General features: G+C 44.5%; 32 protein-coding genes. 3 read left to right on the forward strand and 29 right to left on the reverse strand.

Annotated features, from left to right (window positions below):
- Window positions 1–19: 19 nt before the first annotated feature.
- The 13 genes from dnm_RS22305 to dnm_RS22365 form a co-directional block, all read right to left on the reverse strand.
- Window positions 20–1,453, reverse strand: a complete 1,434-nt coding sequence (locus dnm_RS22305; RefSeq protein WP_207679100.1) for an IS91 family transposase — start codon at window positions 1,451–1,453, stop codon at window positions 20–22.
- Between the two features lie 16 nt (window positions 1,454–1,469).
- The gene (locus tag dnm_RS22310) at window positions 1,470–1,715 is read right to left on the reverse strand and encodes a hypothetical protein (protein WP_207678899.1); all 246 of its coding nucleotides are present in this window, start codon (window positions 1,713–1,715) and stop codon (window positions 1,470–1,472) included.
- Window positions 1,716–1,946: 231 nt separating this feature from the next.
- A complete protein-coding gene (locus dnm_RS22315; RefSeq protein ID WP_207679101.1) occupies window positions 1,947–2,252 on the reverse strand; it encodes a hypothetical protein in 306 nt (101 codons plus the stop codon).
- On the reverse strand, window positions 2,249–2,629 hold the full coding sequence (locus dnm_RS22320) for a hypothetical protein (protein ID WP_207679102.1): 381 nt from the start codon (window positions 2,627–2,629) through the stop codon (window positions 2,249–2,251). The genes dnm_RS22315 and dnm_RS22320 overlap by 4 nt, the downstream gene beginning before the upstream one ends.
- Complete coding sequence (locus tag dnm_RS22325) at window positions 2,630–3,052, reverse strand: CC0125/CC1285 family lipoprotein (protein WP_207679103.1); 423 nt, start codon at window positions 3,050–3,052, stop codon at window positions 2,630–2,632.
- Between the two features lie 171 nt (window positions 3,053–3,223).
- Entirely contained in the window at window positions 3,224–3,904 is a 681-nt protein-coding gene (locus dnm_RS22330) for a hypothetical protein (protein ID WP_207679104.1), read from the reverse strand.
- 248 nt (window positions 3,905–4,152) lie between these two features.
- On the reverse strand, window positions 4,153–4,434 hold the full coding sequence (locus tag dnm_RS22335; protein ID WP_207679105.1) for a type II toxin-antitoxin system RelE/ParE family toxin: 282 nt from the start codon (window positions 4,432–4,434) through the stop codon (window positions 4,153–4,155).
- Window positions 4,431–4,658, reverse strand: coding sequence for an addiction module protein (locus dnm_RS22340; protein ID WP_207679106.1), 228 nt, complete (start codon window positions 4,656–4,658; stop codon window positions 4,431–4,433). The genes dnm_RS22335 and dnm_RS22340 overlap by 4 nt, the downstream gene beginning before the upstream one ends.
- A gap of 79 nt (window positions 4,659–4,737) precedes the next feature.
- Window positions 4,738–5,229, reverse strand: coding sequence for a hypothetical protein (locus tag dnm_RS22345; RefSeq protein WP_207679107.1), 492 nt, complete (start codon window positions 5,227–5,229; stop codon window positions 4,738–4,740).
- Between the two features lie 462 nt (window positions 5,230–5,691).
- Window positions 5,692–6,849: an IS91 family transposase gene (locus dnm_RS22350; protein ID WP_276571823.1), complete on the reverse strand. Its 1,158-nt coding sequence runs from the start codon at window positions 6,847–6,849 to the stop codon at window positions 5,692–5,694.
- A 24-nt stretch (window positions 6,850–6,873) separates the two neighbouring features.
- Entirely contained in the window at window positions 6,874–8,349 is a 1,476-nt protein-coding gene (locus tag dnm_RS22355) for an IS4 family transposase (RefSeq protein ID WP_207679109.1), read from the reverse strand.
- A 197-nt stretch (window positions 8,350–8,546) separates the two neighbouring features.
- A complete protein-coding gene (locus dnm_RS22360) occupies window positions 8,547–8,843 on the reverse strand; it encodes a hypothetical protein (protein ID WP_207679110.1) in 297 nt (98 codons plus the stop codon).
- A 16-nt stretch (window positions 8,844–8,859) separates the two neighbouring features.
- Window positions 8,860–9,105, reverse strand: coding sequence for a hypothetical protein (locus tag dnm_RS22365; RefSeq protein WP_207678899.1), 246 nt, complete (start codon window positions 9,103–9,105; stop codon window positions 8,860–8,862).
- Between the two features lie 353 nt (window positions 9,106–9,458).
- On the opposite strand from dnm_RS22365, the gene dnm_RS22370 reads away from it, so the two are divergent.
- The gene (locus dnm_RS22370; RefSeq protein ID WP_207679111.1) at window positions 9,459–9,686 is read left to right on the forward strand and encodes a hypothetical protein; all 228 of its coding nucleotides are present in this window, start codon (window positions 9,459–9,461) and stop codon (window positions 9,684–9,686) included.
- Window positions 9,687–9,693: 7 nt separating this feature from the next.
- On the opposite strand, the gene dnm_RS22375 is transcribed toward dnm_RS22370, so the two are convergent.
- From dnm_RS22375 to dnm_RS22400, 6 genes are all read right to left on the reverse strand, one after another.
- On the reverse strand, window positions 9,694–9,837 hold the full coding sequence (locus dnm_RS22375) for a hypothetical protein (RefSeq protein WP_207679112.1): 144 nt from the start codon (window positions 9,835–9,837) through the stop codon (window positions 9,694–9,696).
- 360 nt (window positions 9,838–10,197) lie between these two features.
- Window positions 10,198–10,383 (reverse strand): type II toxin-antitoxin system RelE/ParE family toxin, encoded by a 186-nt coding sequence (locus dnm_RS22380; protein WP_207679113.1) that lies wholly within the window; start codon window positions 10,381–10,383, stop codon window positions 10,198–10,200.
- On the reverse strand, window positions 10,380–10,568 hold the full coding sequence (locus tag dnm_RS22385; RefSeq protein ID WP_207679114.1) for a hypothetical protein: 189 nt from the start codon (window positions 10,566–10,568) through the stop codon (window positions 10,380–10,382). The genes dnm_RS22380 and dnm_RS22385 overlap by 4 nt, the downstream gene beginning before the upstream one ends.
- Window positions 10,569–10,852: 284 nt before the next feature.
- Window positions 10,853–11,233 carry a DUF5615 family PIN-like protein gene (locus dnm_RS22390; RefSeq protein WP_207679115.1) on the reverse strand — a complete coding sequence of 127 codons (381 nt, stop codon included), beginning with the start codon at window positions 11,231–11,233 and terminating at the stop codon, window positions 10,853–10,855.
- The gene (locus dnm_RS22395; RefSeq protein WP_207679116.1) at window positions 11,230–11,457 is read right to left on the reverse strand and encodes a DUF433 domain-containing protein; all 228 of its coding nucleotides are present in this window, start codon (window positions 11,455–11,457) and stop codon (window positions 11,230–11,232) included. The genes dnm_RS22390 and dnm_RS22395 overlap by 4 nt, the downstream gene beginning before the upstream one ends.
- A gap of 557 nt (window positions 11,458–12,014) precedes the next feature.
- Window positions 12,015–12,368 carry a hypothetical protein gene (locus dnm_RS22400; RefSeq protein WP_207679117.1) on the reverse strand — a complete coding sequence of 118 codons (354 nt, stop codon included), beginning with the start codon at window positions 12,366–12,368 and terminating at the stop codon, window positions 12,015–12,017.
- 129 nt (window positions 12,369–12,497) lie between these two features.
- Between dnm_RS22400 and dnm_RS31685 the strand changes: the two genes are divergently transcribed.
- Complete coding sequence (locus tag dnm_RS31685; protein ID WP_207679118.1) at window positions 12,498–12,764, forward strand: phage integrase N-terminal SAM-like domain-containing protein; 267 nt, start codon at window positions 12,498–12,500, stop codon at window positions 12,762–12,764.
- Between the two features lie 30 nt (window positions 12,765–12,794).
- Here the strand turns inward: dnm_RS31685 and dnm_RS22410 are convergent, their stop codons facing one another.
- The 9 genes from dnm_RS22410 to dnm_RS22450 all read right to left on the reverse strand — a co-directional run bounded on the left by dnm_RS22410 (window position 12,795) and on the right by dnm_RS22450 (window position 21,258).
- On the reverse strand, window positions 12,795–13,334 hold the full coding sequence (locus dnm_RS22410; protein ID WP_207679119.1) for a GNAT family N-acetyltransferase: 540 nt from the start codon (window positions 13,332–13,334) through the stop codon (window positions 12,795–12,797).
- A gap of 573 nt (window positions 13,335–13,907) precedes the next feature.
- On the reverse strand, window positions 13,908–14,558 hold the full coding sequence (locus tag dnm_RS22415; protein ID WP_207679120.1) for a flavodoxin family protein: 651 nt from the start codon (window positions 14,556–14,558) through the stop codon (window positions 13,908–13,910).
- Window positions 14,559–14,614: 56 nt separating this feature from the next.
- Window positions 14,615–15,103 (reverse strand): PaaI family thioesterase, encoded by a 489-nt coding sequence (locus tag dnm_RS22420; RefSeq protein WP_207679121.1) that lies wholly within the window; start codon window positions 15,101–15,103, stop codon window positions 14,615–14,617.
- A 65-nt stretch (window positions 15,104–15,168) separates the two neighbouring features.
- Window positions 15,169–15,594 carry a MarR family winged helix-turn-helix transcriptional regulator gene (locus dnm_RS22425; protein WP_207679122.1) on the reverse strand — a complete coding sequence of 142 codons (426 nt, stop codon included), beginning with the start codon at window positions 15,592–15,594 and terminating at the stop codon, window positions 15,169–15,171.
- Window positions 15,595–16,300: 706 nt separating this feature from the next.
- Window positions 16,301–16,540 carry a dissimilatory sulfite reductase D family protein gene (locus tag dnm_RS22430; protein ID WP_207679123.1) on the reverse strand — a complete coding sequence of 80 codons (240 nt, stop codon included), beginning with the start codon at window positions 16,538–16,540 and terminating at the stop codon, window positions 16,301–16,303.
- 64 nt (window positions 16,541–16,604) lie between these two features.
- Window positions 16,605–17,753 carry a dissimilatory-type sulfite reductase subunit beta gene (gene dsrB, locus dnm_RS22435; protein ID WP_207679124.1) on the reverse strand — a complete coding sequence of 383 codons (1,149 nt, stop codon included), beginning with the start codon at window positions 17,751–17,753 and terminating at the stop codon, window positions 16,605–16,607.
- Between the two features lie 18 nt (window positions 17,754–17,771).
- Window positions 17,772–19,088, reverse strand: coding sequence for a dissimilatory-type sulfite reductase subunit alpha (gene dsrA / locus dnm_RS22440; RefSeq protein WP_207679125.1), 1,317 nt, complete (start codon window positions 19,086–19,088; stop codon window positions 17,772–17,774).
- A gap of 400 nt (window positions 19,089–19,488) precedes the next feature.
- Window positions 19,489–20,634, reverse strand: coding sequence for a hypothetical protein (locus tag dnm_RS22445; RefSeq protein WP_207679126.1), 1,146 nt, complete (start codon window positions 20,632–20,634; stop codon window positions 19,489–19,491).
- A gap of 3 nt (window positions 20,635–20,637) precedes the next feature.
- On the reverse strand, window positions 20,638–21,258 hold the full coding sequence (locus dnm_RS22450) for a tetratricopeptide repeat protein (RefSeq protein WP_207679127.1): 621 nt from the start codon (window positions 21,256–21,258) through the stop codon (window positions 20,638–20,640).
- 576 nt (window positions 21,259–21,834) lie between these two features.
- Between dnm_RS22450 and ptsP the strand changes: the two genes are divergently transcribed.
- Window positions 21,835–24,126, forward strand: coding sequence for a phosphoenolpyruvate--protein phosphotransferase (gene ptsP, locus dnm_RS22455; protein ID WP_207679128.1), 2,292 nt, complete (start codon window positions 21,835–21,837; stop codon window positions 24,124–24,126).
- 212 nt (window positions 24,127–24,338) lie between these two features.
- Here ptsP and dnm_RS22460 read toward each other — a convergent pair whose 3' ends face one another.
- On the reverse strand, window positions 24,339–24,653 hold the full coding sequence (locus tag dnm_RS22460; RefSeq protein ID WP_207679129.1) for a nickel-binding protein: 315 nt from the start codon (window positions 24,651–24,653) through the stop codon (window positions 24,339–24,341).
- Window positions 24,654–25,080: the final 427 nt, after the last annotated feature.

The raw sequence follows: 25,080 nt of genomic DNA on the forward strand, positions 1-25,080 counted from the left end.
CATTCTTACGTCATTTGTATTATGATGTGTCCTCATACGCCTCCCCGCCTGTGAGATGCGGCGGAAGAAGATGCGTGCGGCTGATCCTGTAATACGGATGAACGATGAGAACGCAGATCATTTTCCCGCCGCCGCAGACGGGGCGGATCTTCGTGAATTCATCTCCCGGCTCCGGTGCGGGTGTCCCGTCGCCGGTGTCATCTTCCGATCTCAGCATCTCACGGATCATCTCCGTGTTTTTTGCGGCCTTCCCGTTGGCGAGGATTCCGTAATGGCGGATCCGGTGAAACCCGGACGGCAGGACGTGAAGGAGAAAGCGGCGGATGAACTCGTCCGCCGTCAGGGTCATCTCCTTCCTGTGTCCTTTGTCTTTGTAATCTTTGTATGAGAACGTGACCTGTCCGTTTTCGACGGATATGATGCGGTGGCTGCCTATGGCGACACGGTGCGTGTATCTTCCGATGTATCTTACCACCTCCTCCGGCCCGGCGAACGGCGCTTTCGCATACACGACCCATCTGCGGGCGGCAAGGCTGTTCAGCCATTTCTCAAATCCCTCCGGCTTCCTCAGTTCCGCCCTCTCATCCGGCACGGTCAGTTCTCCGTCATAATACGCCTTTTTCAGTCCGCCGACGAACTTTCCCCGGAACACCTTCGAAAGGGCGCACACGGGGGAGAGAAATTTTCCCCCGCACTTCGGACTCACCCATTCTCCGTGTTCGTTCAGGCCTCCGCCGGTCACGACAAAGTGAATGTGAAGGTGCGTGCATAAGGTCTGACCCCATGTGTGAAGTATTCCGTAAAATCCGATCTCCGCTCCGAGCCATTTCGGATCCTTTCCGAACGCTTTCAGCGTCTCCGCCGCACAGGTGATAAGGAGATCGTATATAAGCGCCTGATTATAATGGCACAGCGGAAATGTCATGTTCGGAAGGGTGAACACGACGTGATAATAAGGTATGGGAAGAAGCTGTCCGATGCGGGCGTTCACCCATCTGCGTTTCGCAATGCCCTGGCATTTCGGGCAGTGACGGTTGTGACAGGAGTTGTACGATATCTCCGTGTGGCCGCATTCCCCGCACACCTCCGCATGAAATCCGAACTCCCCGGTGCGGCAGTTTTCAATGTCCGACATCACTTTCCGCTGCCGCGGCGTGAGGGGGTGCCTCTCACGGTATTCCTCACCGTGAACACGGAATATGTCCGCAACCTCCCATGCCGGACGCTCCGGAGACGTCTCCCCGGCATTTCCGTCCGTATGCAAAACGCCGTGTCCCGGAAACGGAGACACGGGATGCGCCGAAAATCCCGGCGGACAAAGTTCGCCGACGTCCGGACGGATTTCCGCCGGAGATGCCGGCACCGGCAGCGGCCCGTCCCCTCCCGGGAAAATTCCCTCCCTCCTCAGTTCCGATATGACATGTTTTCTTTCAAGGTCTTCGGGAAGTCTCATCGCACGTTCCTCCCTTTCAGTTCCCCGACACTGACATTTTTCCGACCCTCACGAAATGAAGGCCCGTCGGCGTCTCCCCTGAAAAATCCTCCGGCCCGGCTTTTATCCCCGCCTTTTGCGCAGACGGATAAAAACGGCCGTATGACTCCTCGTCGAAGCAGTATGCCGCTCCGAGTCCGAGACCCTTTTTTATCTCTCCGAAGCGGGTCCTCTTTATTGCCGGGCTGCCTTTCAGGTTCATGCGGGAGACGTAATCTTTCATCTTCGCCTCAGAACCCGCTATGATACACGCGTCGCCGTCGCAGATCACTTCTCCTCCTCCGAAATATGCGAGAAACCGATCACTTTGTGATCCGACATTGTAACCTGACCCCTTTCTTCCCTGCCGTGAGGCTTAATATAACGCCTGAAATAAGCGGCGGCGGGGGATTTACTGAAATCTTCCGTTGAGAGCCAGCCCCCGCCGTCCGCTTCATTGCAGGGTTATATTTTTTTAAGGACAATTAGTTGATTCTACTGCATAAGTTACGCTATGACCGAACAGATAGGTGTTGCTCAGATAATTATTTACCTTGCCTTCGCACCAAGCCATCGCATCGCCCCTGCTTTCAAAATCAACACCGTCCCAGCACTGTTGGAGGTCATGCTGACGATCAGAATTGAGAAGAGCATTCGAACTTATGATTTTACATGACGAATAAGTTGATTTGCTGCTTCCGTCAGAATTTTCGGCACCGCTGCATCCGAGCAGACCGGCAATGAAAAGGACGAGAGCCGCTCTGAAAAGCGTTTTGCTCATATCTCCGTCCCTCCGTCATTCCAATCCTCGCAAATTGCAAATTTTTTTCCGCAATGTGAATCAAACTCGTTGAAATAAGTTCCCTCATCAGTTTCGATGCTGAGAGAAAAATTATATTCCGCATCAGACTCACAGTATATTATAGCTCCTCCGTCTGCCGGAATGTCAAAAAAACTCTTTCCGTCTGTCAGTTCCGCATCAAACCCGGTATAATTTCGGATAACAATCTGATCGTGCATCTCTGCCGAGACAAGTTCTCTTATATTTATATCGGTTCCTGCTGACTCTGCCCGGTTTTCAACTACCTGAAGATACAGACCGGAAAACATAAGGACTATCATAAGCCCGACACGTTGCACCGTTTTTGTTGTTCGCATTTAAAAACGATTTCCCCTCATGAAATCTTCAAGATTTTTCATGACCGTCCTTGCCTCATACGCATTTTCATACTTGGAGGGTTTCCGACCTTTGAAGATTTTTATTGTTTTTGAAAAACCGGGATATGTGGACGATCCTCCGAGACATCCCGATGAGACAACTCTGCTCATATCCTCACTTTCGACAACTGTGAAATAGTCGTAGCCCTTCTCTATCAGAGTAAGCTCGGCACAACGGTAAAGAAGATATTTGGATACGACATCAGGAGTTGTGAGCGAATTTGCCCGGAAATACACAACATAGGTATCTCCGTCAACATTTACCTCCTCGAATCCGAAGCCTGCAAAATCTTTCGGATGATATGTGGTTACGCAGCCAGCCAGAAATATCAAAGCAAGAACCACAAAACCTCTTCTTTTCAACTATTCTCCCCTTTCAATTTTGAAAAATATAACTTTAATAATAAGCGGCGGGGCGGATTGAGTCATCAACTTCATTAATCGCCAAGTAGCCCCGTCCGCTTCATTTGAGGGTTATATTTTTCTGAAACCGGAGTGTCTCCTTTTTTTTACTTTAGCTGGCTGCCCGTTTCATCAGGCATTTATTGCCTCAAGAATCTCAGTGCTGAAGTGATACATAAGCCGGTCAAGCTCCCACCCCTGAAGATTTATCTTTCCTGCCAGTTCCAAATAAAATTTTTCATGGTCATCATATTTGGTAAACGAGACATCCAATTCTTTTGAAAATTTTTTTATTCTCTCATCAACAGCCACAGATTCATAAAAGTCTTTGTCGTATATGTCCATCCAGATATTTCTGCCATATTTCTCACCGATGCCGTCGAATGCCTTCATGAATCTGATTTTTTCAGTGCGTCCTCTGATGGAAAACGCAATGGTGTTTGCTTTCGTCACTCCGCCATAGCTCTCAATACGATTCAGATTTGAAACCAGCCATTTCGCCTTCTTGCCGGGCATTCTGACTTTCGCATCTCTCAGTACCCTGTCAAAATGCTCCGACCTTTCTGATTCGCTCACCTCACTTTTCACATAATCGTATGCAATACGTCTGTAGTTGCTTTCTGTGCCGATCAGACCCGTCCTGCCTCTGCTGTTTCCCATTGTTGAGAAGCTCTGAAGCAATATGAACCACAGAAAATCATCTCTCTCAGACAGTTCTCTCCCGTCTTTCTTCAACTGTACCAGGCGAGTTTTCATTCTGACCGGCGGATCGTTTAAAAAGTCTGCCAACCGATCATATTTACTTTGATTCATAGATATTCCCTCTGATGGCTACGACTGTAACCGAAGTTGCAAAGCTCCGCTTTTCGCTTTCATAACCGCTCTGCCTTACTGAAAAAAATATAACGCTAATGTTAAGCTGCGGCGGGGGATTCGGCGAACAACTTCAAACGAGAACCAGCCCCCGCCGTCCGCTTCAACATGGGGTTATATTTTAATTTATATACCAACTTGTTGTTTTACTTCTTCAAGCTTAAAAATAAAAACGGGCTTAACAGTTTTCAAGGTCTCTTTTTGGGATTTTGTCTGTTATCGAATACGGAATGCACCGCAATTTCATCAGATTCGACCGTATAGAAAATTGAGAACGGAAACCTCCTGATCACACAGCCCCGAAAATTTGAATAACGTATCTGATACATCTCAGGATTCTCAATGACGTTTTGCAAAGCCGCCTCCACACAGTCCAAAAAATCAAAGCCGAGACCTCTTCTCTGCCGCTCATACCATGAAAAAGCAATCTCAAGGTCATCTCTTGCCCTGTCAGTATAGCGCAGTCTCATTTGTATTCATTCCTCAGAGTTTCATGAACAGACTTCCAGTCGTGGAGATTCTGTTTCCCCGTCTTATACTCCTCATACCTTTTATCCAGTTCCCTTTTTTGCCACTCGGGCAGGGGAAGTTCCGAATTGCCCAACGCAATGGAATCCCACACATCTTCCACCAATAACAACTTTTCAGCAAGTCCCAGCCGGCTTACTTCCTGTCTGATTTCTTCCGCTCTCATCCTACCCTCCCCGTTCATTGATGTTCATTCATTTTTTCAATAAACCTAAAGCTCCGCACTGTTTCTTTCGGTTACACATTTAATCATTTGTAAAGATACCTGAATCGTCAAAAAAACCCCACCGTGTAAAGTTTTTACAATGTGTGTCATAAAATTTTTTAAATCCAATACCTTCATAAACTTTGAAAAAATATTTGTTGTTTTTTAATTTGCGTTCAATACAAAATCTATCAATTTCGGTACCTTTATTCTCATATTCAAACGATCCTCCTGTTCCCCTAACCGACCCGGATGCTCCTATTTTCTTTATGCCAGTTGTTTCTTTATATCTTATACAAAGACTCTCCCTTTCACCTTTACCATCTAAGAATAATCTTCCTGCTTCCATATTGATTATTTCAAAGTTATTTCCATGAGCGCAATACGCAATATCTTCTAAAAAAGTATCTTTTATGGAAAACCCATGCCCGTGTTTATCCTGTTCATTCTGAGGACAGGTTGGACAAATAACGGCACATCCGGAAATAAAAATAAGTAGAATCAAAGTGAATTTATAAAAATAACTATTCATATTGCCAGCAAATACATTTAGTTATGCGGCACAAATCGGACAAAAAAAATCGCCCTGCGATTTTTTTTGTCCGATTTGTGCCGCATCAACGGCTGGTTATATTAAGCCGGTGTTAATGACCGGCTATGGGTGAAAGCACCTTTTGGTAGTGTTCTAAAACTGGACTTGAACCGATATTTCCTAAATTGATTCAAATGGTTAAGATTTTTAGCTCCAGTTTTGGAACACTACCCACCTTTTTCCGTCTTCCGGATATGTTCTTTCCCCCTCCCCCGTCTCTGTTTTTATTTCGGTTTTTCTGAAAATTATGTCTTCCGGATGACATGATCTCCCCTTTTTTTATGCCGGTTCCGTTCTCAGGACACACCTCCGCCCCGTGACTTCCGTTTCCGAACACGGAACATGATATTTTATTTCGGTAAGATGTGACATACTATATTATACATTCTTACGTCATTTGTATTATGATGTGTCCTCATACGCCTCCCCGCCTGTGAGATGCGGCGGAAGAAGATGCGTGCGGCTGATCCTGTAATACGGATGAACGATGAGAACGCAGATCATTTTCCCGTTGCCGCAGACGGGGCGGATATTCGTGAATTCATCTCCCGGCTCCGGTGCGGGTGTCCCGTCGCCGGTGTCATCTTCCGATCTCAGCATCTCACGGATCATCTCCGTGTTTTTTGCGGCCCTCCCGTTGGCGAGGATTCCGTAATGGCGGATCCGGTGAAACCCGGACGGCAGGACGTGAAGGAGAAAGCGGCGGATGAACTCGTCCGCCGTCAGGGTCATCTCCTTCCTGTGTCCTTTGTCTTTGTAATCTTTGTATGAGAACGTGACCTGTCCGTTTTCAACGGAAATTATGCGGTGACTGCCTATGGCGACACGGTGCGTGTATCTTCCGATGTATCTTACCACCTCCTCCGGCCCGGCGAACGGGGCTTTCGCATATACGACCCATCTGCGGGCGGCAAGGCTGTTCAGCCATTTCTCAAATCCCTCCGGCTCCGTCAGTTCCGCCCTCTCATCCGGCACGGTCAGTTCTCCGTCATAATACGCCTTTTTCAGTCCGCCGACAAACTTTCCCCGGAACACCTTCGAAAGGGCGCACACCGGGAACAGGAATTTTCCTCCGCACTTCGGACCCACCCATTCTCCGTGTTCGTTCAGGCCTCCGCCGGTCACGACAAAGTGAATGTGAAGGTGCGTGCATAAGGTCTGACCCCATGTGTGAAGTATTCCGTAAAATCCGATCTCCGCTCCGAGCCATTTCGGATCCTTTCCGAACGCTTTCAGCGTCTCCGCCGCACAGGTGATAAGGAGATCGTATATAATCGCCTGATTATAATGGCACAGCGGAAATATCATGTTCGGAAGGGTGAACACGACGTGATAATAAGGTATGGGAAGAAGCTGTCCGATGCGGGCGTTCACCCATCTGCGTTTCGCAATGCCCTGGCATTTCGGGCAGTGACGGTTGTGACAGGAGTTGTACGATATCTCCGTGTGGCCGCATTCCCCGCACACCTCCGCATGAAATCCGAACTCGCCCGTTCGGCAGTTTTCAATGTCGGACATCACCTTCCGCTGCCGCGGCGTGAGGGGGTGTCTCTCACGCATAGGTGTAAAGTTAAGGATACTTAACTAACCTGCTAACGGTATGATTTCAAAAAATAAATTCACATTTATCAGATTGAAAAGACGGAAAGACAGAGGCATGCCTTTACCCGGCTGCCCGAGTTCCGAGAGGTTTACCTTTACATATTTATAGTTTTCAAGAACTGCTCCGTCGATAAGTACATCAAGGGAGTTTTTTCTGCTTTTCTGCCTCTCTTTCCGGCATGTGTCAGTTATTTTTGCTATCATTTTCCTGACATGTTTTGCCGCTTTGTCAGCAGAATCCGAAAGCAGCACTGTCAGACCGGCTATGTTTCTTCTGAAATATTTCACTGTCTTGTCAATACTTACCTCTTCGCCGAGTATCCGCCATGCCTCTGATCTGGCATTCGAATAACAGTAGGATATGAACATCACAACTATCGCTTTTCCCAATACTTCGCACCTGAGCCTGTCCTCATTGTTTCTTACTTCTGTTTTATGAATGTTCAATACCGATTTAAACTGTTTGAAAAATAATTCCACAGACCATCTGATCGGATAAAATGCAAGGATGGTTCTCACATCCTCCGTTTTCTCAGCAGGAATATTTGTCATCATAAAGTTCCACTCACACAGTCGCAGTGATTCTTTCTTGGGGGTTCTTCCTTTCTTTTTGGCATTCTGACACATTTTTCTCCGTTTTTTGTTTGCAACTTCTTCCGGAACTCTGACTGCGAAAAAGCGTATCTTTATCTTTTTCTCTTTGTTTCCCGTATAACATTCGAATTCAAATATTGTCTCATTGCCGTTCAGCTTTTTCAATATCTCCGAGATTCCGATTCTCTCATATTCTTCCCCTTTCTTTATATACAGACCGATTCCGGAATAATTAAAACGGGATATGAAAAAGGCTTCTTTGTCATCAGTTATTTTCAGCATGTCCGCAATTGAATATCCCAGATCGAAAATAAGCAGATCATCCGCGCTGATCTGATCGCCCAGTGTCTTCGAATAACTCTGATCGTTACACGTTTGTTTTTTTATATCAAACAGCTGAATCACTCCGGTTTTGTAATCATACATTAACTGAACTTTGCAACCCGCAATGTTATATCCCGGAAATGCGGATTTCAGGCCCGGGGGCAGCTCCCATGACGAACTGTCAATAATATTCACTCTGCCGAACTGATTTAATACGTCAATATTGATATTATGTCCGTTTTCAGTCGCCGTTCTGAAAAAAAATGAAAAAACTTCTGTCAGAAAATCAATGGCATACTGATTAAAACGGTCATTTATTCCCGCCCTTGAAATACATTCGGACAGATTTTCCGCTATGGCACCCAGAGTTATTGTGGTCGTTGTCAGCGAACCGAAAGTCAGCGATATGAAAAATTCGAATGCGTCCAATTTCCGTTTTCTCTTTATGAAACCGGTTTTTTCAGCTATTTTTCTGATCTTTCCTTTTTTGAAAAACTTTTTAACTGTTCTGACATCAATTTTAATCTGTTTATTTATCATTGCACAGTCCTCCCAAATATGATCTTATGAGATTGTCGGATATTTTGTTTTTTTCACACAGTCCGGAATATCAGCATGTGCTGAGAGATGCAATGAAAAAGTAATTTGCGACACGGCATTTCTTGCATTTTATTTAAACAACAACCATATGTTATAAAAGGATATTTTTACAATTCAGCAGTTCCTTAACTTTACACCTATGGTCTCTCACGGTGTTCCTCCCCGTGAAGGCGGAAGATGTCCGCAACCTCCCATGCCGGACGCTCCGGAGACGTCTCCCCGGCATTTCCGTCCGTATGCAAAACGCCGTGTCCCGGAAACGGAGACACGGGATGCGCCGGAAATCCCGGCGGACAAAGTTCGCCGATGTCCGGACGGATTTCCGCCGGAGATGCCGGCACCGGCAGCGGAGGTTCGCATCCTCCCGGGAAAAACCCCTCCCTCCTCAGTTCCGATATGACATGTTTTCTTTCAAGGTCTTCGGGAAGTCTCATCGCACGTTCCTCCCTTTCAGTTCCCCGACACTGACATTTTTCCGACCCTCACGAAATGAAGGCCCGTCGGCGTCTCCCCTGAAAAATCCTCCGGCCCGGCTTTTATCCCCGCCTTTTGCGCAGACGGATAAAAACGGCCGTATGACTCCTCGTCGAAGCAGTATGCCGCTCCGAGTCCGAGACCCTTTTTTATCTCTCCGAAGCGGGTCCTCTTTATTGCCGGGCTGCCTTTCAGGTTCATGCGGGAGACGTAATCTTTCATCTTCGCCTCAGAACCCGCTATGATACACGCGTCGCCGTCGCAGATCACCTCTCCTCCTCCGAAATATGCGAGAAACCGATCACTTTGTGATCCGACATTGTAACCTGACCCCTTTCTTCCCTGCCGTGAGGCTTAAGCCGGGTAGCCGGGGGATGTTGCCATCCCCAAGCCCCCTAAGAACCGCACGAGCAAGTTTCCCCGCATACGGCTCAGGCAACTGTAAGGCGCCGTGAAGCACCCGCCGGCGGAAAACTTTCTCCGCCGACTTCACGGTACGGATTCTTACTCGGTCTGCGGTTTCCCGTCCGCAGCGCCGTCAATGGGCGAACCATTGTCTGTCCGTGCTGCCTGCGGTGAAACCTTTCGTAATCTTTCCCGTGATCCGCCACCTGTCGGAAGTCTGCGCCCTTTCGGGCTGCGGCAAAGTCCGAACCGCTATCCGCATCATTACAACACGGCTTTCGCTTCCTCCGACATCCTTTACCCGCATCTCCTTCGGTACGCCTTACGGCTCCCTACCTCTCTGCGGAGGAGAGATACGGGCTTACCATGTTCCGCATGATCTGACCATGACGACTTAGCGTCCGCCTATCCGCCGGGGGAATCGCAGGCTGCGCAGTGCGACAGCGGACCGCACTGACCATACCCCTCACCTTTTGGTTCAGGCTTGTCAGCATCTTTAGCCTGTCGTGCGTTCACGACGTTTATCGGCGATTCACATATGTTACGCATATTGTCTTTCCTAGTTCCCATCCGGCTTGCGATGCTGCCAGAGTTGATCTCCCCTCACGGTTCGTTCTTCTGCGTCTTGCGACGCAAGGGCTACATTGTCCTCCGGGCTCTCACACCCCTCCGTTACCAGAGACGCATGCCGGAGTAAGAAACTCTCGGCAACACGACAGGTTGAACTTTCGTTCCTTATAAAGAGGAACGAAATCAACAATCAAATCAGCGACTTCATGTCGCACCCGCTGCAACGCCGGGTTAGGTTTTTATTCTTCTTTTCAGCAGTCTGTAAAATTCACCCCGCTTGCCAATCATCAGCACGGATACCGTTTTTGTATTTTCATCAGCAACATAGGCAATCCGATATTACTGTCTGACAAATTTCAGATGATAAGAAAATATGCCGCCCAGGTCTCCGGCAAGCAGTTCGCCTTTTTCCGGATTTGAAAGAATTGCCGGAATATGCTCTGTTATAATAGCTTCCCGCAAATTCGGACTGAGTTTTTTCAAATCCTTTTTAATCTGCGGATGATATTCATCTCTGTACATCATATGTCAAAAACCTCTTCCCGCGTAAGAAATCTGACTCTTCCGAGTTCAAGGTCTTTTTTCCGTTCCAGCAGTTCCTTCCCCTCCTCTGTGAGAAGAAGATACAGAGTTTCAATCTCCTGCGTGTTCATGGACTGAATAATTTCAGCCACATTGCCAACCGATATGTCAACTGTCATCTGCGGCATAACAACCTCTTCAAATTTTTAAAGATTATAATAAGTAAAAAATTTTTATGGTATGCAAAAAAGAATTTTATAACTGTTACTTTTACTTTGTGAGCTTTGTTTTTGTGAGTTTACAAGTGAGCAGTTTATCGCTCATCAACGCTGTGCTGCTAAAATGATGCTATGCTGAAAAAAACCTAACGATTGAATTCAGCGGCGGCGGGGGATTTGCTGAGACCTTCCGTTGAGAGGCAGCCCCCGCCGTCCGCTGCAATGATTGGTTAGCCCCTGATTTCTTTCTCTGTTCACAAGGTTTTTTCAGGGAGACGTATTCTGATTCTGGCGTTGTCAACCACAATAAGACTGCCCGCCTGAAATTCGGTTTCAAGAGAAAGAAGATTCCCAAGCGCTCTGATGACATTCGGAACTTTCGAATTTCTCAGTCTCAGATATATGATTCCGTAACACTTTTTCCCTTCGTTAATCGCCAGGGTTCCGAATTCGGAATCGTGGGTGAGGATGAAACGGCTCTCCGAATACGCCTTTTCCAGAAGATATTCGTCCTCTCTGCCGTGCCATTTTCTTTCCTTTGCGTCAGCCACATCTGTTCCTTTCTCTCTGAGAAAAGACACCACTCTTGGCGAAATGTTCTCGTCTGCCAGCATTTTCAGAGAGCGGAATTTCATGCGGCGGCTTCCAGTTCGAGATATATTTCGTTTTTCAAAGAGCTGACAGCGTATCTGAGGCAGGCATATATGTCCTCTTTCCTAAGATGGGAGTAATCCATGAGTATCTCATCATCACTCACACCGGATGCGAGCAGTTCCAGAATAAACTCCACCGAGATTCTTGTTCCTCTGATAATCGGTTTTCCGCCGAGAATTTTCGGATTTGCTGTGATTCTGTCCATTTTATATCTCCCATTTCTGACTAATATTAATTGGTTAAGGGGCTAACCTTGGATTATCAGGAAAACGAGGTTTCCATATATAGAAACCAGGTTTCCATATATGGAAACAAGTTTCTGAATATAGAAACTTTCGGGGTGTCTGTATCTGGAAACCTTTCCCTTTTTCCTGCCCTGACCATACAAAGTGTCTAAATATGGAAACTTTAAGGTGTCTGTATATGGAAACCTTCAGAGTTTCTATATATAGACACTTCTTTGTTTTTCTGCTCCGACCATACAAAGTTTCTGAAAGTGGAAACTTTTACGGTTTCCGCGTCATTTTAATTCTGATTATAACGGATCCGGGGGAGGCTCTGATTTCGGAAGGCCGCCCGCAACTTTCCGTTTTTACAGGAATCCGGACGGGCATTCCCGGAAAACGGCACTTTTCAAAGAGACAGATATCCCGAATTTCTGATTCCCGGAACCCCGGAACGGGCAGATTTTTCATTTTATAATTCAATAAATTCAGAATATTTAACCTCTTCTGACTCCGTTACGGTCAGATTTAATTATCATCAGGAAACAATTACTTCCGCAATCCGGTCTTCAAGTCCCGGACCCGCGGCTTTTGTGTAGGAAATCACCCATAATTTCCTGGTCCGGTCCCATTTTCCGCCCGCATTTCTCACCTTGCTCCGAAGCTTTGTTTCCCCAAGTTCTGTCCTGATCCCGACGATCAGCGTGTCTGTCACAGATTTTTTTTTCTGCGGCTCCCAGTCTGCCTCATCAATAATAATTTCAATCGTTTTAAGCCGCTTTTTTCTTTTTTCATCATACCGGTACCGGACACAGACAAGACTGTCTCCGTATATCTCGGCCAGTTTTTTTGTGCCCTTCTGACCCGGTTTCAGATTTCTGCGTATATTCATAATTAATTAAAGAAGTTATCTGTATGGACAATCTGTCAGTTTATTTTGTTGCAATTTATCACAGAAAAAGTTATCCTAAAATTTATATAGGATACATTTCAAAACAATGCAAGAAAAAAACGGCTGACTATGAGCGAACTGCTTAACCACATACGCGATGTCATGCGGAAAAAACATTACTCAGTCCACACTGAAAACGCCTATGTGGACTGGATCAGACGGTTTATCATTTACCATGGGAAACGCCATCCCTCGGAAAATTCGGAGGACAAATTCGGGGAGACAAAATTCGGGGGAGACAAGACTTATTTATTCGCTCTCAATTTTATTTCGAGCTTTTCTTTGTCAGGAAATAAGTATTGTCTCCCCCGAATTTTGTTTTTTCAGAAAAGATGAGCAATGGAAAAAATCAGGTTCTGTAAAATATTATACAACAATTTCAACTTTATAAAAACCATTCTGGAAATAATATTTCACCTTATGGCCAAGTTTTCTCAAAAGTTTTTTGATAACATTGTTCTCCGGGGCTATCATACTTGTAAAGTGTGAAATACCATGATCTTTTGCAATATTGATAACTTTTATGAGCATTGTTTCGCCAAGGCCGATTTGTTGCCAGTCATCGCGAACTGCAATAGCCAGATCAATAATGCCTTCATCATGATCATATCCGTAACGCCCGACTGCAATAATTGCATCTTTTCCATTTTCTCTGACAGTAGCGGCAAGAGCAAAATTTGTATGATAATTAATGTCAATGAGCCGATTGATCATACTTTCAGGAAGAGTTTTGAAACGATGTAGGAAACGAAGATAAACAGATTGAGGAGACATTTTGTTGAATAAATCGACAATGAGATAACGATCTGACTTTGCGATTGGTCTCAGAAATACGTCTTCACCATTATTAAGTTTGATATGGGATTCATATTGACTGGGATATTGATGGGTTAGTGCATGTATCATTTATTTGTTCTCCTCAAGTAGGATTTCATAATGATCTTTCAATATTCTCAGACTATACAAAAAATCAATGGACGCCTTTATTTTGCATTATTTTTTACTCGATGTTCAAATTTTTTTTGTCATTCCTGCGAAAGCAGGAATCCACAGTTTCCGGAAGCGCCGCATCGGCCGAAAACGGATTCCTGCTTTCGCGGGAATGGCAGGCTTTTTATCCGAACCAAGTCAAAAAATTTGAACATTGAATTTTTATCTACAGAATATCAATAACAAAAAAGCTTGATTCCCACAATTAAACACAATGGTTCGGACAGATTTTGAGAATTAAGAGTATAAAAATATAACCTGCTGAAAACAAAGAATGTATTTTTTTGAATCGAAAAGCGTTAAATTTTATAAAATCAATTTGTTATAAAGCCTGTCCGAACGATTGAAACAAATACGTTATCGTAAATATCAATGCACTATTCCAGATATTCGGGAATAGGAAGCACGGTAGTTTTTTAGGTAGTCTTACAAAATTTCTGAACCTAACATTACTGTCCGCAATCTTTTTATGTTCGCTCCTAATTCAAATTATTCCTCGTTTTTTTTTATGAGTTTAACCAGCTCAACAGCTCTTTTCATTATTTGATTTGCTGAATCAAGACCAGGAGCATCTTCTTCAATTCCCAATCTTACTGACGGATCAAAAACGCCTGCCCCGTTTTTGCTTGCAACAGCTGATGCGCCAAGCGTACTTATTCCTTTGTGAACACTGACCGGAATCATTTCCAATGTCATAAAGGCATATATATGAGACAAGTGGGTGGTTTCAACACCGCCATGTCTCAGCCATGAGACTGCGGCACTTACACCAATTTTGTTCCTCAGTCCTCCTTTTACCAAATTTCCAAAAATAAAAACCCGAAGTCTGTCTATTAAAGCTGCCATTTTGGCACTTGTCCGCATAAGATATACGGGACTCGCCAAAATGATTATATCTGCCTGTTCAGCCTTTTCAAATATCGCCTGAGCCTCATCATTTATAGAACAGTATCTCCCGGGTTTTTGTTTGGATAAACAGAAATTACAGTGCAAACATTCCTTAATTTCAGTTTCAGAAAGATTAATTATCTCAGAGTAAAAATTTTCATCAGCAACACTTTCAATCATTTTTTGAAGAAAATTTTCAACATTGCCTTCTTTGACAGGACTGCCTGAAATTCCTAAGATATTATACGTCATTTTGATTCCTCCGATTGGCATATTTTCAAAAATTTCAAAGTTCTAATATAACTATTTTAAATAGCTGTATATTTACAAGGTAACTTGTCCGCACAAACATACTTGACAGCATCATTAATGGTCTGCTTATTGCGGGTCACCATGAGTTTGGATGTTCCGTAGCCAAGCAGCTTCCCATTTTCATCCGTCATCTTTGCTTCGGCAAGATATATTGATCTTCCTGATTTTATTCTATTTCCTATAACGATAACCTTTTGACCCGTAACAGCTGACAGAAAGTCAATTTTTATGTCAATTGAAACCAGTCCATGTTTTTCCGGCAGATCACAATAAGCAGACCAATAGGCGGCTGTGTCGATTACAGAAGCATACGCACCTCCATGAAGTCCGCCGAACGGGTTCATATGTGTTTCTGCAATATTCATTACAACCTTTGCAAATCCGATATCCAATTCCGTGACCCTCATTGACATATACATAAAAAAGGGGCCTTTGTTTATCGCCTCGATGACTGACTTTATGTGTTCGGGATTTAACTCCGGCATGTCATTACTCCTATTTAACTATCTGTAAATGTTATATTTTAGCCAATGATCATGTCCGAACGCAATCAGATGTTTTTCTGTTGTCGTTCCAATCGGTTAAGGAAATTCTGCATCTGAAACCACTCATCCTGAGTAAAACGATTGATAAAATTATGATTGGTTTCTTCGAAAATTTTTAAAACAGACTCTCTGTGATGCTTTCCGTAGGGTGTGAGATATATTCGCAAAGAACGGCGATCTTTGTCATCCGGTCTTCTTTCAATCCATCCGTCTTTTTCCAGGCGATCAAGAAGCCCCGTTGTGGTTGAGCGGTCTTGTGAGGTTTTGACCGCAAGTTCGCTGGGCAGTAGCCCTTCCTCCTCCATGACCGCTACGACCATAAAGAATTGACCGTGAGTCAGCTTATAAGAATTAATTTCATTACGATATGCTTTTGTTATCTGGCGTAATGTTTTACCTAATTGAAAACATATACAATCTTTAAATGGCATGGCTTCCTCCTTATATAGCATGGGCATTTGTCAATACTAATTAGCATACATATAATTTAAATGCAAACTATTTTTTGTAAATCAAAGATGTGTAAATTAAAGAAAGGTTTCAGGCCGGTTTTCCGGGTATGTCCCACCTTCGTTTTTTTTGCCACGAAGCCACGAAGGCGCAAAGTTTCACGAAGTCTCTCTGCGCTTTCCTTTTCTGTGGCTGATCTTTTCGGATAAAAGGCGGGATCACCCGTTTTTTTGCCACGAAGGCGCAAAGTTTCACGAAGTCTCTTTGCGGTTCCTTTGTGTCTTTGTGGCTTTGTGGCTAATTTTTTCGGATGTGTAATCGAAAGAGCAGATATGTCCGGATCGGACAATTCACCGTTTTTTATAACTCAGTAATTTAAAGGGGTTGCAAATCATCTAACTTCGTTATAATCAGCAGGATTTTTAAAATTTGCAGAAAGCAGAACTCTGTTTGTGGGGGCTTGGAATAATTTTTGTGGGGGCCTGGAACAATTATGAAAGGGAAGAATCAGCGTCCCTGAAAAACAGGATCGGAGATTTCAGGAAAGACAAACAAAATTCAGGAGTACAGAGGGATAAAACCTGATCCGGAGTGCAAAAGCCGGGCTTCTGCCTCACACAGATGCAAAAGCCCCGCTTTTGCACTCCGAAAAGCATGCTCTCTGACTCCTGAATAAGAGAAAAAAAATTAATCCTCATGCTCGGCTGAAGCCTGCTTACCGGTGCCCGGCATTCCGTACATTGAGGTGCTTCCGCTTGACCAATACTCAAGAACACCATTTTCCACCAGTTTGTTGACTATCTTTTTGGCCTCTCTCGGCTTCATCTCCAGAATCTTAGCCAAGTCATTAAAATAAAACTTACTTTTTGTCTTCAACTTCTTTGTAAGCTGCTCTGTTATTTTTACTTTTGCTTCCTCGTAATCCATTTTTCAACCCCTTTTTCATAAAAGACTTCCGAAGTTTTTAAAACTTCGGAAGTCCTGATCTTATTTAGAACTTAAAGTTCGATGTCTGACGCCATGTATAATATGCAGGATCACGGAAATCATCAATCAGATGATGGGTGAAGTCAAGTTCACAAGCTTCAAAGAATCTTTCCCATCCGATCCGTTCTGCCCATTCCCCGAGACGCTCATACTTGTTGGCACCCTTTGCATAAGCTTCGACGATCTGTTTGATCGTATCTGTAACCTTGGGCCAACGCGGCGGTTCGTTCGGAATAAATGCAACAACGACTTTGGAGAACTTGGGAGCGGTGATTCTGTTGGAAACCTTACCACCTGCCATGATAACGATACCGTCACCGACATCATCAGCCAGCGGCATGGAGGGACACATGGTGTAGCAGTTACCGCAGAACATACATCTTTCTTCATTTACAGCAACACTCTTTACCTCTGTTCCGTTGTCCAATTTGATCTTGGACGGCTTGATGGCTGCTGTGGGACAGGCGGCAATTGCCAGCGGAATTTCACACATTTTGTCCAGATATTCATGATCCAACATAGGCGGCTTACGATGGTATCCGAGAATAGCGATATCAGAACAATGAACAGCACCGCACATGTTCAGACAGCATGCAAGGGAAACACGAAGATGAGCAGGCAGTCTCATGTCTCTGAAGTCATCAAACAAAACGTCCATGGTGGCTTTTACAGGGCCGGATGCGTCTGTGGCCGGTGTATGACAATGAATCCATCCCTGGGTATGGATGATGTTGGTGATACCGGCACCCGTTCCGCCAACAGGAAACTTGTAACATCCGCCATCCTGCTTCCGGCTCATCAGATCGTCCACCAAAGGTTTGACCTTGTCCTTGGAATCAACCATGAATTCAATGTTGTTACGGGTGGTGAATCGTACATATCCGCCGCAGTGTTTGTCAGCAATTTCACAGATTTCACGGATATGGGACACACTCATAAGACGGCAACCGCCGGTTCTTACCGTGTAAAGTTCGTCACCGGTTTCTGAAACATGGACAAGGACGCCCGGTTCCAGAATTTCATGATACAGCCATTTCCCCTTGTTCGCCTTGACTGCCGGGGGATAAAATTCTTCAAAATGTCTCGGTCCGATGTCAGTGATTCTGTTTTCCATCGGTTTTTCAGGATTATAACCTGATGATACAAATGCCATGGTGATTACCCCTCCCTGTTATCTCTTATGATATTTCCTGAATTCATTGATGTCACGTTTCCATCCGCCTTCAACTTCGTCTTCTTTCCAGAAGATGTACGGATTTGACCTGGGTTCCTGAACCATCCTCGGATCCGGATCAACGCCCAATACCTCAATCATTCTCTGCAGGCCCTGACGTTTCATCAGTTCGCCGAGACGCTCACGGTTCTTTCCTTCTTCCATCCACCAGTCCCATATCGGCTCAATGACCTTCTCTTTGATGTCATCGTAAGGAGCCTCAGCTTTCATAAACGGAACGATCAGTGTTCCCATCTGAGCACCGTCCAGGATCGGAGCCTTGGCACCTGCCAGAATGGTGACACCTCTGTCATTACCGATTCTCAGTGCTCTGGGCATGACATTGATGCAGTGCATACAGCGGGTACATTCTTTGTTGTTAATTTCAAGTTTTCCGTCCGCATAGCGCATACATTTGGTGGGACAGAGATCAACAACTTCTTTCTGAATATCAAATGCACCCCAGTCACGACCCGCATGAGCGCCGCCATTGGGTTTCAGTTCACCGCCGACATAGGCTTTGACTGCTTCCGCATCAATACGGATTTCATCCCGCCAGGTACCGATAAAGGATAAATCTGACCGTGCAATTGAAGCAACACAGCAGTTGGGACATCCGTCAAATTTAAATTTAAATTTATACGGGAACGCGGGACGGTGAAGCTCATCCTGATAATAATTGGTGAGTTCATGGCAGATGGCCTGGGTGTCGTAACATGCAAACTCACAACGGGCCTGACCCACGCAGTCCGACGGTGTCCGGAGGTTGGAACCGGAACCGCCAAGATCCTGGTTAAAGGTATGGGTCAGTTCATAAAAAACTTCTTCCAACTGAGGGGTTGTCGTCCCAATAAAAATAATATCTCCGGTGGAACCGTGCATATTGGTGATACCACTTCCGCGGAATTCCCACAGGTCACAAAGGCCCTTCAGATATTCGGTGGTATAAAATTTACCTGCCGGCTGGGAAACACGCATGGTATGGAAATGAGCAACGCCCGGGAATTGTTCAGGCTGGTCGCAGTATCTTCCGATAACACCACCGCCGTAACCGAAAACACCGACGATACCGCCGTGTTTCCAATGGGTTCTGCCATGCTTGTAAGAAAGCTCAAGTACTCCCAAAAGGTCTTCACAAGCATCCACGGGGATCTGATAGTCTATCCCTTTTTCATTCTTCGCCCTTGATTCGGCTTCCCGCTTAATATCAGACACGAAACTTGGCCAAGGCCCTGTTTCCAACTGACTCAACAACGGGGTTTCATGTTTTGCCATCTTTTACCTCCATCATTTTTTTTTTAATTAACCATCCTGACTACAGTAATATAACGAAAAATCACCTTCACACATAGAACTGCTGAGGCTTTTTTAAAACTATCTTATCTGATGTACCCCTACAATCATTTTAAAAGGAGGCACTATAAAGTTAATCTTATTTTTTGTCAAGAACAAAACAAGCCTGCAAATCAATCTCCCGGGTGAAAGCAAAAAAACAAGCCGGGAAATATCCTGACTAAAAGCTAAAGCATACTGAAACACACTATGCAGGCGGATTTAGTCTTATGTTTTTCAGTCCTGACATTGGTGTCGGGGCGGCTGGGCCGAAATTCACAACGTCCTAACATATTAAGAACAAAGAATTGAAGCCTTCAATTTTCAATTTTCAATTCCCAATTTAGCTATGGGTTATGGCATGATGTAAGGCTGCCGCATGTTTTTTCAAATGTTTTTTTATTACAGGAACTTCAGGAGCCATCGGGTCATAAGTATTAACTATGGCTTCTGATAAATCCGCAAGGTCTGTTTCCGTACAGGATAAGAGATATTTCCGAAAACCTGCGACCAGCGATTCCGGAAACCGCGTGGTCATCGCCATAAAAAAGCCGTTCAGCGTTCCCTCTGCCGCGATATCATCGGCCCACACGATATCCCCCACGCCATCCAGCCTGTCAAGGCGCATCCGAATTGAAAGGTTCAGAAGAAACAGCAGCATTGCCTGTAATACAGATTCTGTATCCGGGTTATCATTTTTAACAAGCGAGGTGTACTGCCTTACAGTGATGAGTTTTAATTCAATGTCATTGTTTTCATGCAATTTCACAACAAAATCCCCGGCAGCATGGTGCCAGGGATATATTTGTTCAAATGTTTCAATATCATAATAAGCGGCCAGGATCATAGCCGCTTGTTTGTAAAGGTCCTTTGCCTGGGCCGGTGACAGGAAAAAATGATCGTGGTCAGTGTCCCACACACGGATTTTATTTTTTTTATCTGCCTGATCATATGAAAGATGGAATTCATTATAGCCTTCAAACCATTCCCCTATAAACATGGGAACAGTAAGACTGCTGTTTATCCGGACATCCGTCTGATCATAAATCTTCGGCAAAAATAAGTATGGGAAATTATTATTCAGCTGTTTCAGAAGGCGATATTCTTTTTTGATACAGTCTTTGCCCGCGTCGGAAATTGCGATATTCACCACAAAGGCCAAATGATATCCGTTTGCAAGAATTTCAATTCTGGCCGGATGATAAAATTCCCCGTGTTTTTCCAGATAAACATCTATTTTTTCAAGTTGTTCCGGTCTGATTTCCTCACGGATGCGTTGGGAAGCTGCCCACGCCATCATTTCAAATCGGTCTTTTTCCAGGAAAGAACAGATGGCACAGAAATAGTCTCCGTAGCTCACAGAAACCTCTGCCGGGTCCCCGGAGGGATTTCTGCTCACAGGAAGAAGAGATTTCCACGCGTTATCGTCTTCCTGCACAGGGGTATCTGAATGATACAGGAAATATCTGACTTGAGGTTTATGTGGCATATTCTATCGGTGGCTTTCGATTTCCTTTAAAATTTCCGGGGCAACGTCATAACCCAGTTCAACAGCTTTGTCACAATGCTCTGCTGCCATACTGTATTCCCCATTTTCAAGATATGCGATAGCCAGATTATTGTGGACAATGGGAAAATTCGGTTCAAGCTCAAGGACTTTCAGATTGGTTTCAATGCTTTTATCTGTCATGCCTTTCATCAGATAGGCATTTGCCAGGCTGGTATAAGCCTGAATAAAATTGGGATTCCATCTCACAGCTTTTTCAAGCGCGGGGATCGCTTCGTCAACTTTTCCCATTTGAAGATATACAAACCCTATGTTTCCATGGCCTTCGGAAAATCCGGCTCTTGAGTGGATAGCCTGCTGATTGTATTTCAGACAGCCTTCCAGGTCCCCTTGTCGCAGGCAGAGGCCACCTAACTGGGTATAGGCTTCGGCAAGGGTGGGACTGCATCCGACCGCGTCATGGAGTTCAGCTTCGGCTTCATCATATTTTTTCTGTCCGATTAATGCCACAGCCAAATTATAATGGGATGTCCCGCATTCGGGGTTTGAAGCAATGGCAGCCCTTTGCATAGCAATATATTCTTCCACATTTTTTGCTTTTGTCATGGTTTATCCTTAGTAAATTTTTTAGTGATTTTAATTTTAAAAATTCTTCTCTCAGCAGAGAAAAGAACATAACGACAAGAATGACTTATAGAAAAGATCACGGGACAGAAATTTTTTTTATAAGCCATTTTTAATACAATAAGAAATTATGGGCATCAGCACAACTGTATTGTTATAAATCCGGAAAAATATGGCAAAAATAATATTCTTGTCAAGAAAAAAACTAATTTTTTTTCTTTCGGATATTTATCCCGGGGATATGTTGCCGCTTCTGTATTATTTCTGATGAGAGTGAAAAAAGCCGAAACCACGGTGTGCGCTGTTGTCAGAAATGATTTCAGTCAGACCATCGGATAAGTCTGATGCTGCTGACATTGTTCTTTTTTTTTGACATCCGACCAACCTTGCTTTAACTTACACGATATGTTAATTTTTAATTTTCGGCGGCCATTGTTCCTGATCACACTCTCCCTCAGTCAAATCAGATACGCCGGGTTCCGTTTTGTTTCACCCACCCAGCTTTAACGAACAGACATTTTCTTAAAAAAACTATATAATTAAGGATAATCAAGTATTATGATGAGAAAAGTTCGTGACCGTTTCAATCTTCTTTGTGATATTGGTGATCTTTCAGCTCTGCTGACAGAAAGTTCGAATATTGAAAGTTTTCTTCAAAGTACAGTGACAATGGTTTCCCAGTATCTGAACGCGGATGTGTGTTCAATTTACTTGTACAAAGAAAAGTCAAAAGAACTTGTATTAAAGGCAACCCTCGGACTGAATCCCGAAGCTGTTGGCAAAATCCGGATGAAACGCGGAAAAGGTCTTGTTGGAAACACCTTTGAGCAGCTCCGGCCGATTCGCGAGGCATGTGCAAGTCTGAATCCGAATTTTAAATACTTTAAAGAAGCAGAAGAAGATCGGTTTGAATCTTTTCTGTCTGTACCGATTCTCAGGGGATCCCGAAAAATCGGTGTCCTTGTGGTCCAACATGAAGATCAGGATTTTTTTAGCGAAATAGATACGGTGATTCTACGTGCGCTGGCGTCTCAGCTTGCCGGAACCATTGAAAACGCAAGACTCATGATAGACCTTCGTCATCGGGATGCCAAACCATTATCTTCTTCGTCCGATGCCGACATTTTTGAAAGCCTCCGGTTCATTAAAGGTCGCTCTGCCTCGGGCGGATATGCGTTTGCGCCTTCAACAATATTTAACAGAAGCCATGGAAAACTGCTTTCCGATGAGTCTGAGTCTGACGGCGTGTATTCGCTGGAGGATTTTAACAGGGCAGTCCGGAAAACTTCTGAGCAACTCATAGAATTCCAGAGCCGTCTTGCAGAGCAACTGCTTGAAAGTGCGTCACTGATTTTTGACGCACATTTCATGATTTTAAAAGATGCCCAGTTCATCAATAAAATTGTCCAGCATATCATAGATGGTATTTCCCCCCCCAGGGCAGTGAAAGAAGTGGCCCGACATTACATTGACATATTTTCATCAAGTTCAAACGAATACATTCGTGAAAAGGTCAATGATGTGGAAGATTTGGCAGGCCGCATACTTAAGAATCTTTACAACTGGTCTGCCGAGAATCCGAACATATGGGAGAGCAGAATAGTCATCGCAAAGGAACTGTATCCGTCAGAAGTACTGAAACTGGCGTCTGAGGATGTGAAAGGCATTATACTTGTCAGCGGCGGCGTAACATCGCACGTTTCCATCCTCTGTCGGTCCCTGAAAATTCCGTTGGTCATCGCTGATCTGTCCCAACTCCTGAACCTTCCGGAAGGAACGCTGGTCTTAATGGACGGTGAGATCGGAAATATTTATGTGTGTCCCACGGAACAAATTATCCAACAGTTTGAAAAGCAGAAGACTACCCTGAAAGCAACGCGCTCCGCCAAAAGTGTCATGTCTCCGCTGACCCGGACAAGCGACGGTGTTCGCGTTCATCTTTTAGCCAATATCAACCTGCTCAGTGAGCTGGGCATTGCCCGCGAACTGAAAGCCGAGGGAGTCGGACTTTACCGAACCGAATTCCCGTTTCTCATTCGCTCGAGCTTTCCCTCCGAAGAAGAACAATATCTTGTTTACAAGCGGTTGTTTGACGAAATGGCAGGACAGGAAGTCACTATTCGAACACTGGATATCGGCGGAGACAAGATGCTCGCGTACTCAAATCCGACAGCCGGTTCAAATCCGGAACTCGGGCTCCGATCTATTCGTTTTTCCCTCAGTCATCGGAATATTTTCGAACAGCAGCTTCGGGCCATTCTGCGGGCATCAGCAGAAGCTGAGAATGTGCGGATCCTGTTTCCGATGATTTCATCTCTGGACGAATTCCGGGAAGCAAAGCAGGCGGTTCTTGATTCCATCACTTCTCTTAAACAGGAATACGCGCCCCATCATCCGGGCCCGGCTACGGGGATAATGATTGAAGTTCCTTCGGTTATGGGAATTATCCGTGAGTTTACCACCGAGGCGGATTTTTTTTCCATCGGAACGAACGATTTTGTGCAGTATATGATTGGCGTTGACAGAGGAAATGAAAAAGTCGCTGATTATTACCGGCCCTATCATCCTTCTGTTCTGAGAGGACTTGCACAGATTGTCAGGGCAGTGACAGAAAAAGACAAGGATATTTCTATCTGCGGTGAGATGGCCCATGAACTGGAGTACATTCCGTTTCTGCTTGGTATCGGAGTACGCAGAATCAGTGTTGATCCGCAGTTTTTACCTGTATTGCAGGACAGAATTTCCCATCTGAATCTGTCTGACGCGGAAAAACACGCGAAAGAGATGCTTTCAAAAGCCACGCTGAAAGATACCCGTGAAGTATTACAGCGTCAGATTGCTTCGAACTGAGCTGTTTCCCGAACTGATAGAAATCCTCCGGAAAAAGTTGCTCAGATTTTTTGAGAAAAGTCGTGATCCGATTTTTCAATCAGAAAAATCCTGAGAGAACCTTATAACCCCTTATTCTGTAAGGTTTTTCTGCTTAAACTTCCGCCATCCGAAGATGACGGAAGCAAATCGGGAAAATTACATATCAAAGCTGTTTTATCGTCGGGGGCCTATCAGAAGCCCAGCGTATCAGCTTTTGCTTCAGCAGCAAGATGCTCTTCCCATTTCGCACCCCAGAGATCCGGAACCGTCTCTTCAACCTCCAGCATAGATTCCCAAGATACCTCAAGTTCTTTAAAAATTGACTCCAGTTTATCTTCGTCCGGGGATAGCCACACACAATAGCGCACACCTTGCTCTTTGTTAAAACAGGTGCGTATCCATCTGGCCGATTTAATATTGGCCAGTTTTACCCAGTTTTCCTGGACACTGTCCCAGCTAATGTTGGGATCCCTATGAACCACCATGAATTTTTTCATTCCAGCCATATCTAAGACCTCCTTCAGCGTAAACGAAATAAATAATTGTTACCGGGAAGAATGATCTCATTCGCGGCCCAGAACAAGCTTTCACACGCGAAGCTCCTTCCCAACCTTTACAAATTAAAACTCAAATATCATCCCCCTATCAGTTTTTCAATCAGGAAATTCCTGATTTTGAGGTTATAATTTCTGATTCTCCGCTTTATGCCTGATGCTAAAAATCAGATTTTTTGGTGGTGTTCCAAAAGCGGACTTTATCCGATATTTATCGAATTGATTAATTGATTCAAAGATTTAAAATTTTTAGCTCCGGTTTTGGAACACTACCGAAAATCCCTAAACAGGATAAATACATGCGGTCTGTTTTTTTTGAAATTCCCTCATTAAAATTTATTGACAGGTTCATCAAAGATTGTTACAGTTTTATAAATTC

Source organism: Desulfonema magnum (assembly GCF_017377395.1).
In the GTDB taxonomy this organism is placed as follows: domain Bacteria; phylum Desulfobacterota; class Desulfobacteria; order Desulfobacterales; family 4be13; genus Desulfonema_C; species Desulfonema_C magnum.

Bases quoted from the DNA above. Each gene is read 5' to 3' on its own strand.
- ptsP (WP_207679128.1), top strand. From the start codon at position 21,835: ATGATGAGAAAAGTTCGTGACCGTTTCAATCTTCTTTGTGATATTGGT.
- dnm_RS22460 (WP_207679129.1), bottom strand. From the start codon at position 24,653: ATGGCTGGAATGAAAAAATTCATGGTGGTTCATAGGGATCCCAACATT.
- dnm_RS22310 (WP_207678899.1), bottom strand. From the start codon at position 1,715: ATGAAAGATTACGTCTCCCGCATGAACCTGAAAGGCAGCCCGGCAATA.
- dnm_RS22450 (WP_207679127.1), bottom strand. From the start codon at position 21,258: ATGACAAAAGCAAAAAATGTGGAAGAATATATTGCTATGCAAAGGGCT.
- dnm_RS22420 (WP_207679121.1), bottom strand. From the start codon at position 15,103: ATGCCGGAGTTAAATCCCGAACACATAAAGTCAGTCATCGAGGCGATA.
- dnm_RS22375 (WP_207679112.1), bottom strand. From the start codon at position 9,837: ATGCGTAACATATGTGAATCGCCGATAAACGTCGTGAACGCACGACAG.
- dnm_RS22315 (WP_207679101.1), bottom strand. From the start codon at position 2,252: ATGAGCAAAACGCTTTTCAGAGCGGCTCTCGTCCTTTTCATTGCCGGT.
- dnm_RS22395 (WP_207679116.1), bottom strand. From the start codon at position 11,457: ATGGACAGAATCACAGCAAATCCGAAAATTCTCGGCGGAAAACCGATT.
- dnm_RS22355 (WP_207679109.1), bottom strand. From the start codon at position 8,349: ATGATAAATAAACAGATTAAAATTGATGTCAGAACAGTTAAAAAGTTT.
- dnm_RS22360 (WP_207679110.1), bottom strand. From the start codon at position 8,843: ATGAGACTTCCCGAAGACCTTGAAAGAAAACATGTCATATCGGAACTG.
- dnm_RS22380 (WP_207679113.1), bottom strand. From the start codon at position 10,383: ATGATGTACAGAGATGAATATCATCCGCAGATTAAAAAGGATTTGAAA.
- dnm_RS22445 (WP_207679126.1), bottom strand. From the start codon at position 20,634: ATGCCACATAAACCTCAAGTCAGATATTTCCTGTATCATTCAGATACC.
- dnm_RS22320 (WP_207679102.1), bottom strand. From the start codon at position 2,629: ATGCGAACAACAAAAACGGTGCAACGTGTCGGGCTTATGATAGTCCTT.
- dnm_RS22425 (WP_207679122.1), bottom strand. From the start codon at position 15,594: ATGCCATTTAAAGATTGTATATGTTTTCAATTAGGTAAAACATTACGC.
- dnm_RS22340 (WP_207679106.1), bottom strand. From the start codon at position 4,658: ATGAGAGCGGAAGAAATCAGACAGGAAGTAAGCCGGCTGGGACTTGCT.
- dnm_RS22365 (WP_207678899.1), bottom strand. From the start codon at position 9,105: ATGAAAGATTACGTCTCCCGCATGAACCTGAAAGGCAGCCCGGCAATA.
- dnm_RS22350 (WP_276571823.1), bottom strand. From the start codon at position 6,849: ATGCGTGAGAGACACCCCCTCACGCCGCGGCAGCGGAAGGTGATGTCC.
- dnm_RS22305 (WP_207679100.1), bottom strand. From the start codon at position 1,453: ATGAGACTTCCCGAAGACCTTGAAAGAAAACATGTCATATCGGAACTG.
- dnm_RS22385 (WP_207679114.1), bottom strand. From the start codon at position 10,568: ATGCCGCAGATGACAGTTGACATATCGGTTGGCAATGTGGCTGAAATT.
- dnm_RS22335 (WP_207679105.1), bottom strand. From the start codon at position 4,434: ATGAGACTGCGCTATACTGACAGGGCAAGAGATGACCTTGAGATTGCT.
- dnm_RS22330 (WP_207679104.1), bottom strand. From the start codon at position 3,904: ATGAATCAAAGTAAATATGATCGGTTGGCAGACTTTTTAAACGATCCG.
- dnm_RS22430 (WP_207679123.1), bottom strand. From the start codon at position 16,540: ATGGATTACGAGGAAGCAAAAGTAAAAATAACAGAGCAGCTTACAAAG.
- dnm_RS22410 (WP_207679119.1), bottom strand. From the start codon at position 13,334: ATGATACATGCACTAACCCATCAATATCCCAGTCAATATGAATCCCAT.
- dnm_RS31685 (WP_207679118.1), top strand. From the start codon at position 12,498: ATGAGCGAACTGCTTAACCACATACGCGATGTCATGCGGAAAAAACAT.
- dnm_RS22400 (WP_207679117.1), bottom strand. From the start codon at position 12,368: ATGAATATACGCAGAAATCTGAAACCGGGTCAGAAGGGCACAAAAAAA.
- dnm_RS22345 (WP_207679107.1), bottom strand. From the start codon at position 5,229: ATGAATAGTTATTTTTATAAATTCACTTTGATTCTACTTATTTTTATT.
- dsrA (WP_207679125.1), bottom strand. From the start codon at position 19,088: ATGGCAAAACATGAAACCCCGTTGTTGAGTCAGTTGGAAACAGGGCCT.
- dnm_RS22390 (WP_207679115.1), bottom strand. From the start codon at position 11,233: ATGAAATTCCGCTCTCTGAAAATGCTGGCAGACGAGAACATTTCGCCA.
- dnm_RS22415 (WP_207679120.1), bottom strand. From the start codon at position 14,558: ATGACGTATAATATCTTAGGAATTTCAGGCAGTCCTGTCAAAGAAGGC.
- dsrB (WP_207679124.1), bottom strand. From the start codon at position 17,753: ATGGCATTTGTATCATCAGGTTATAATCCTGAAAAACCGATGGAAAAC.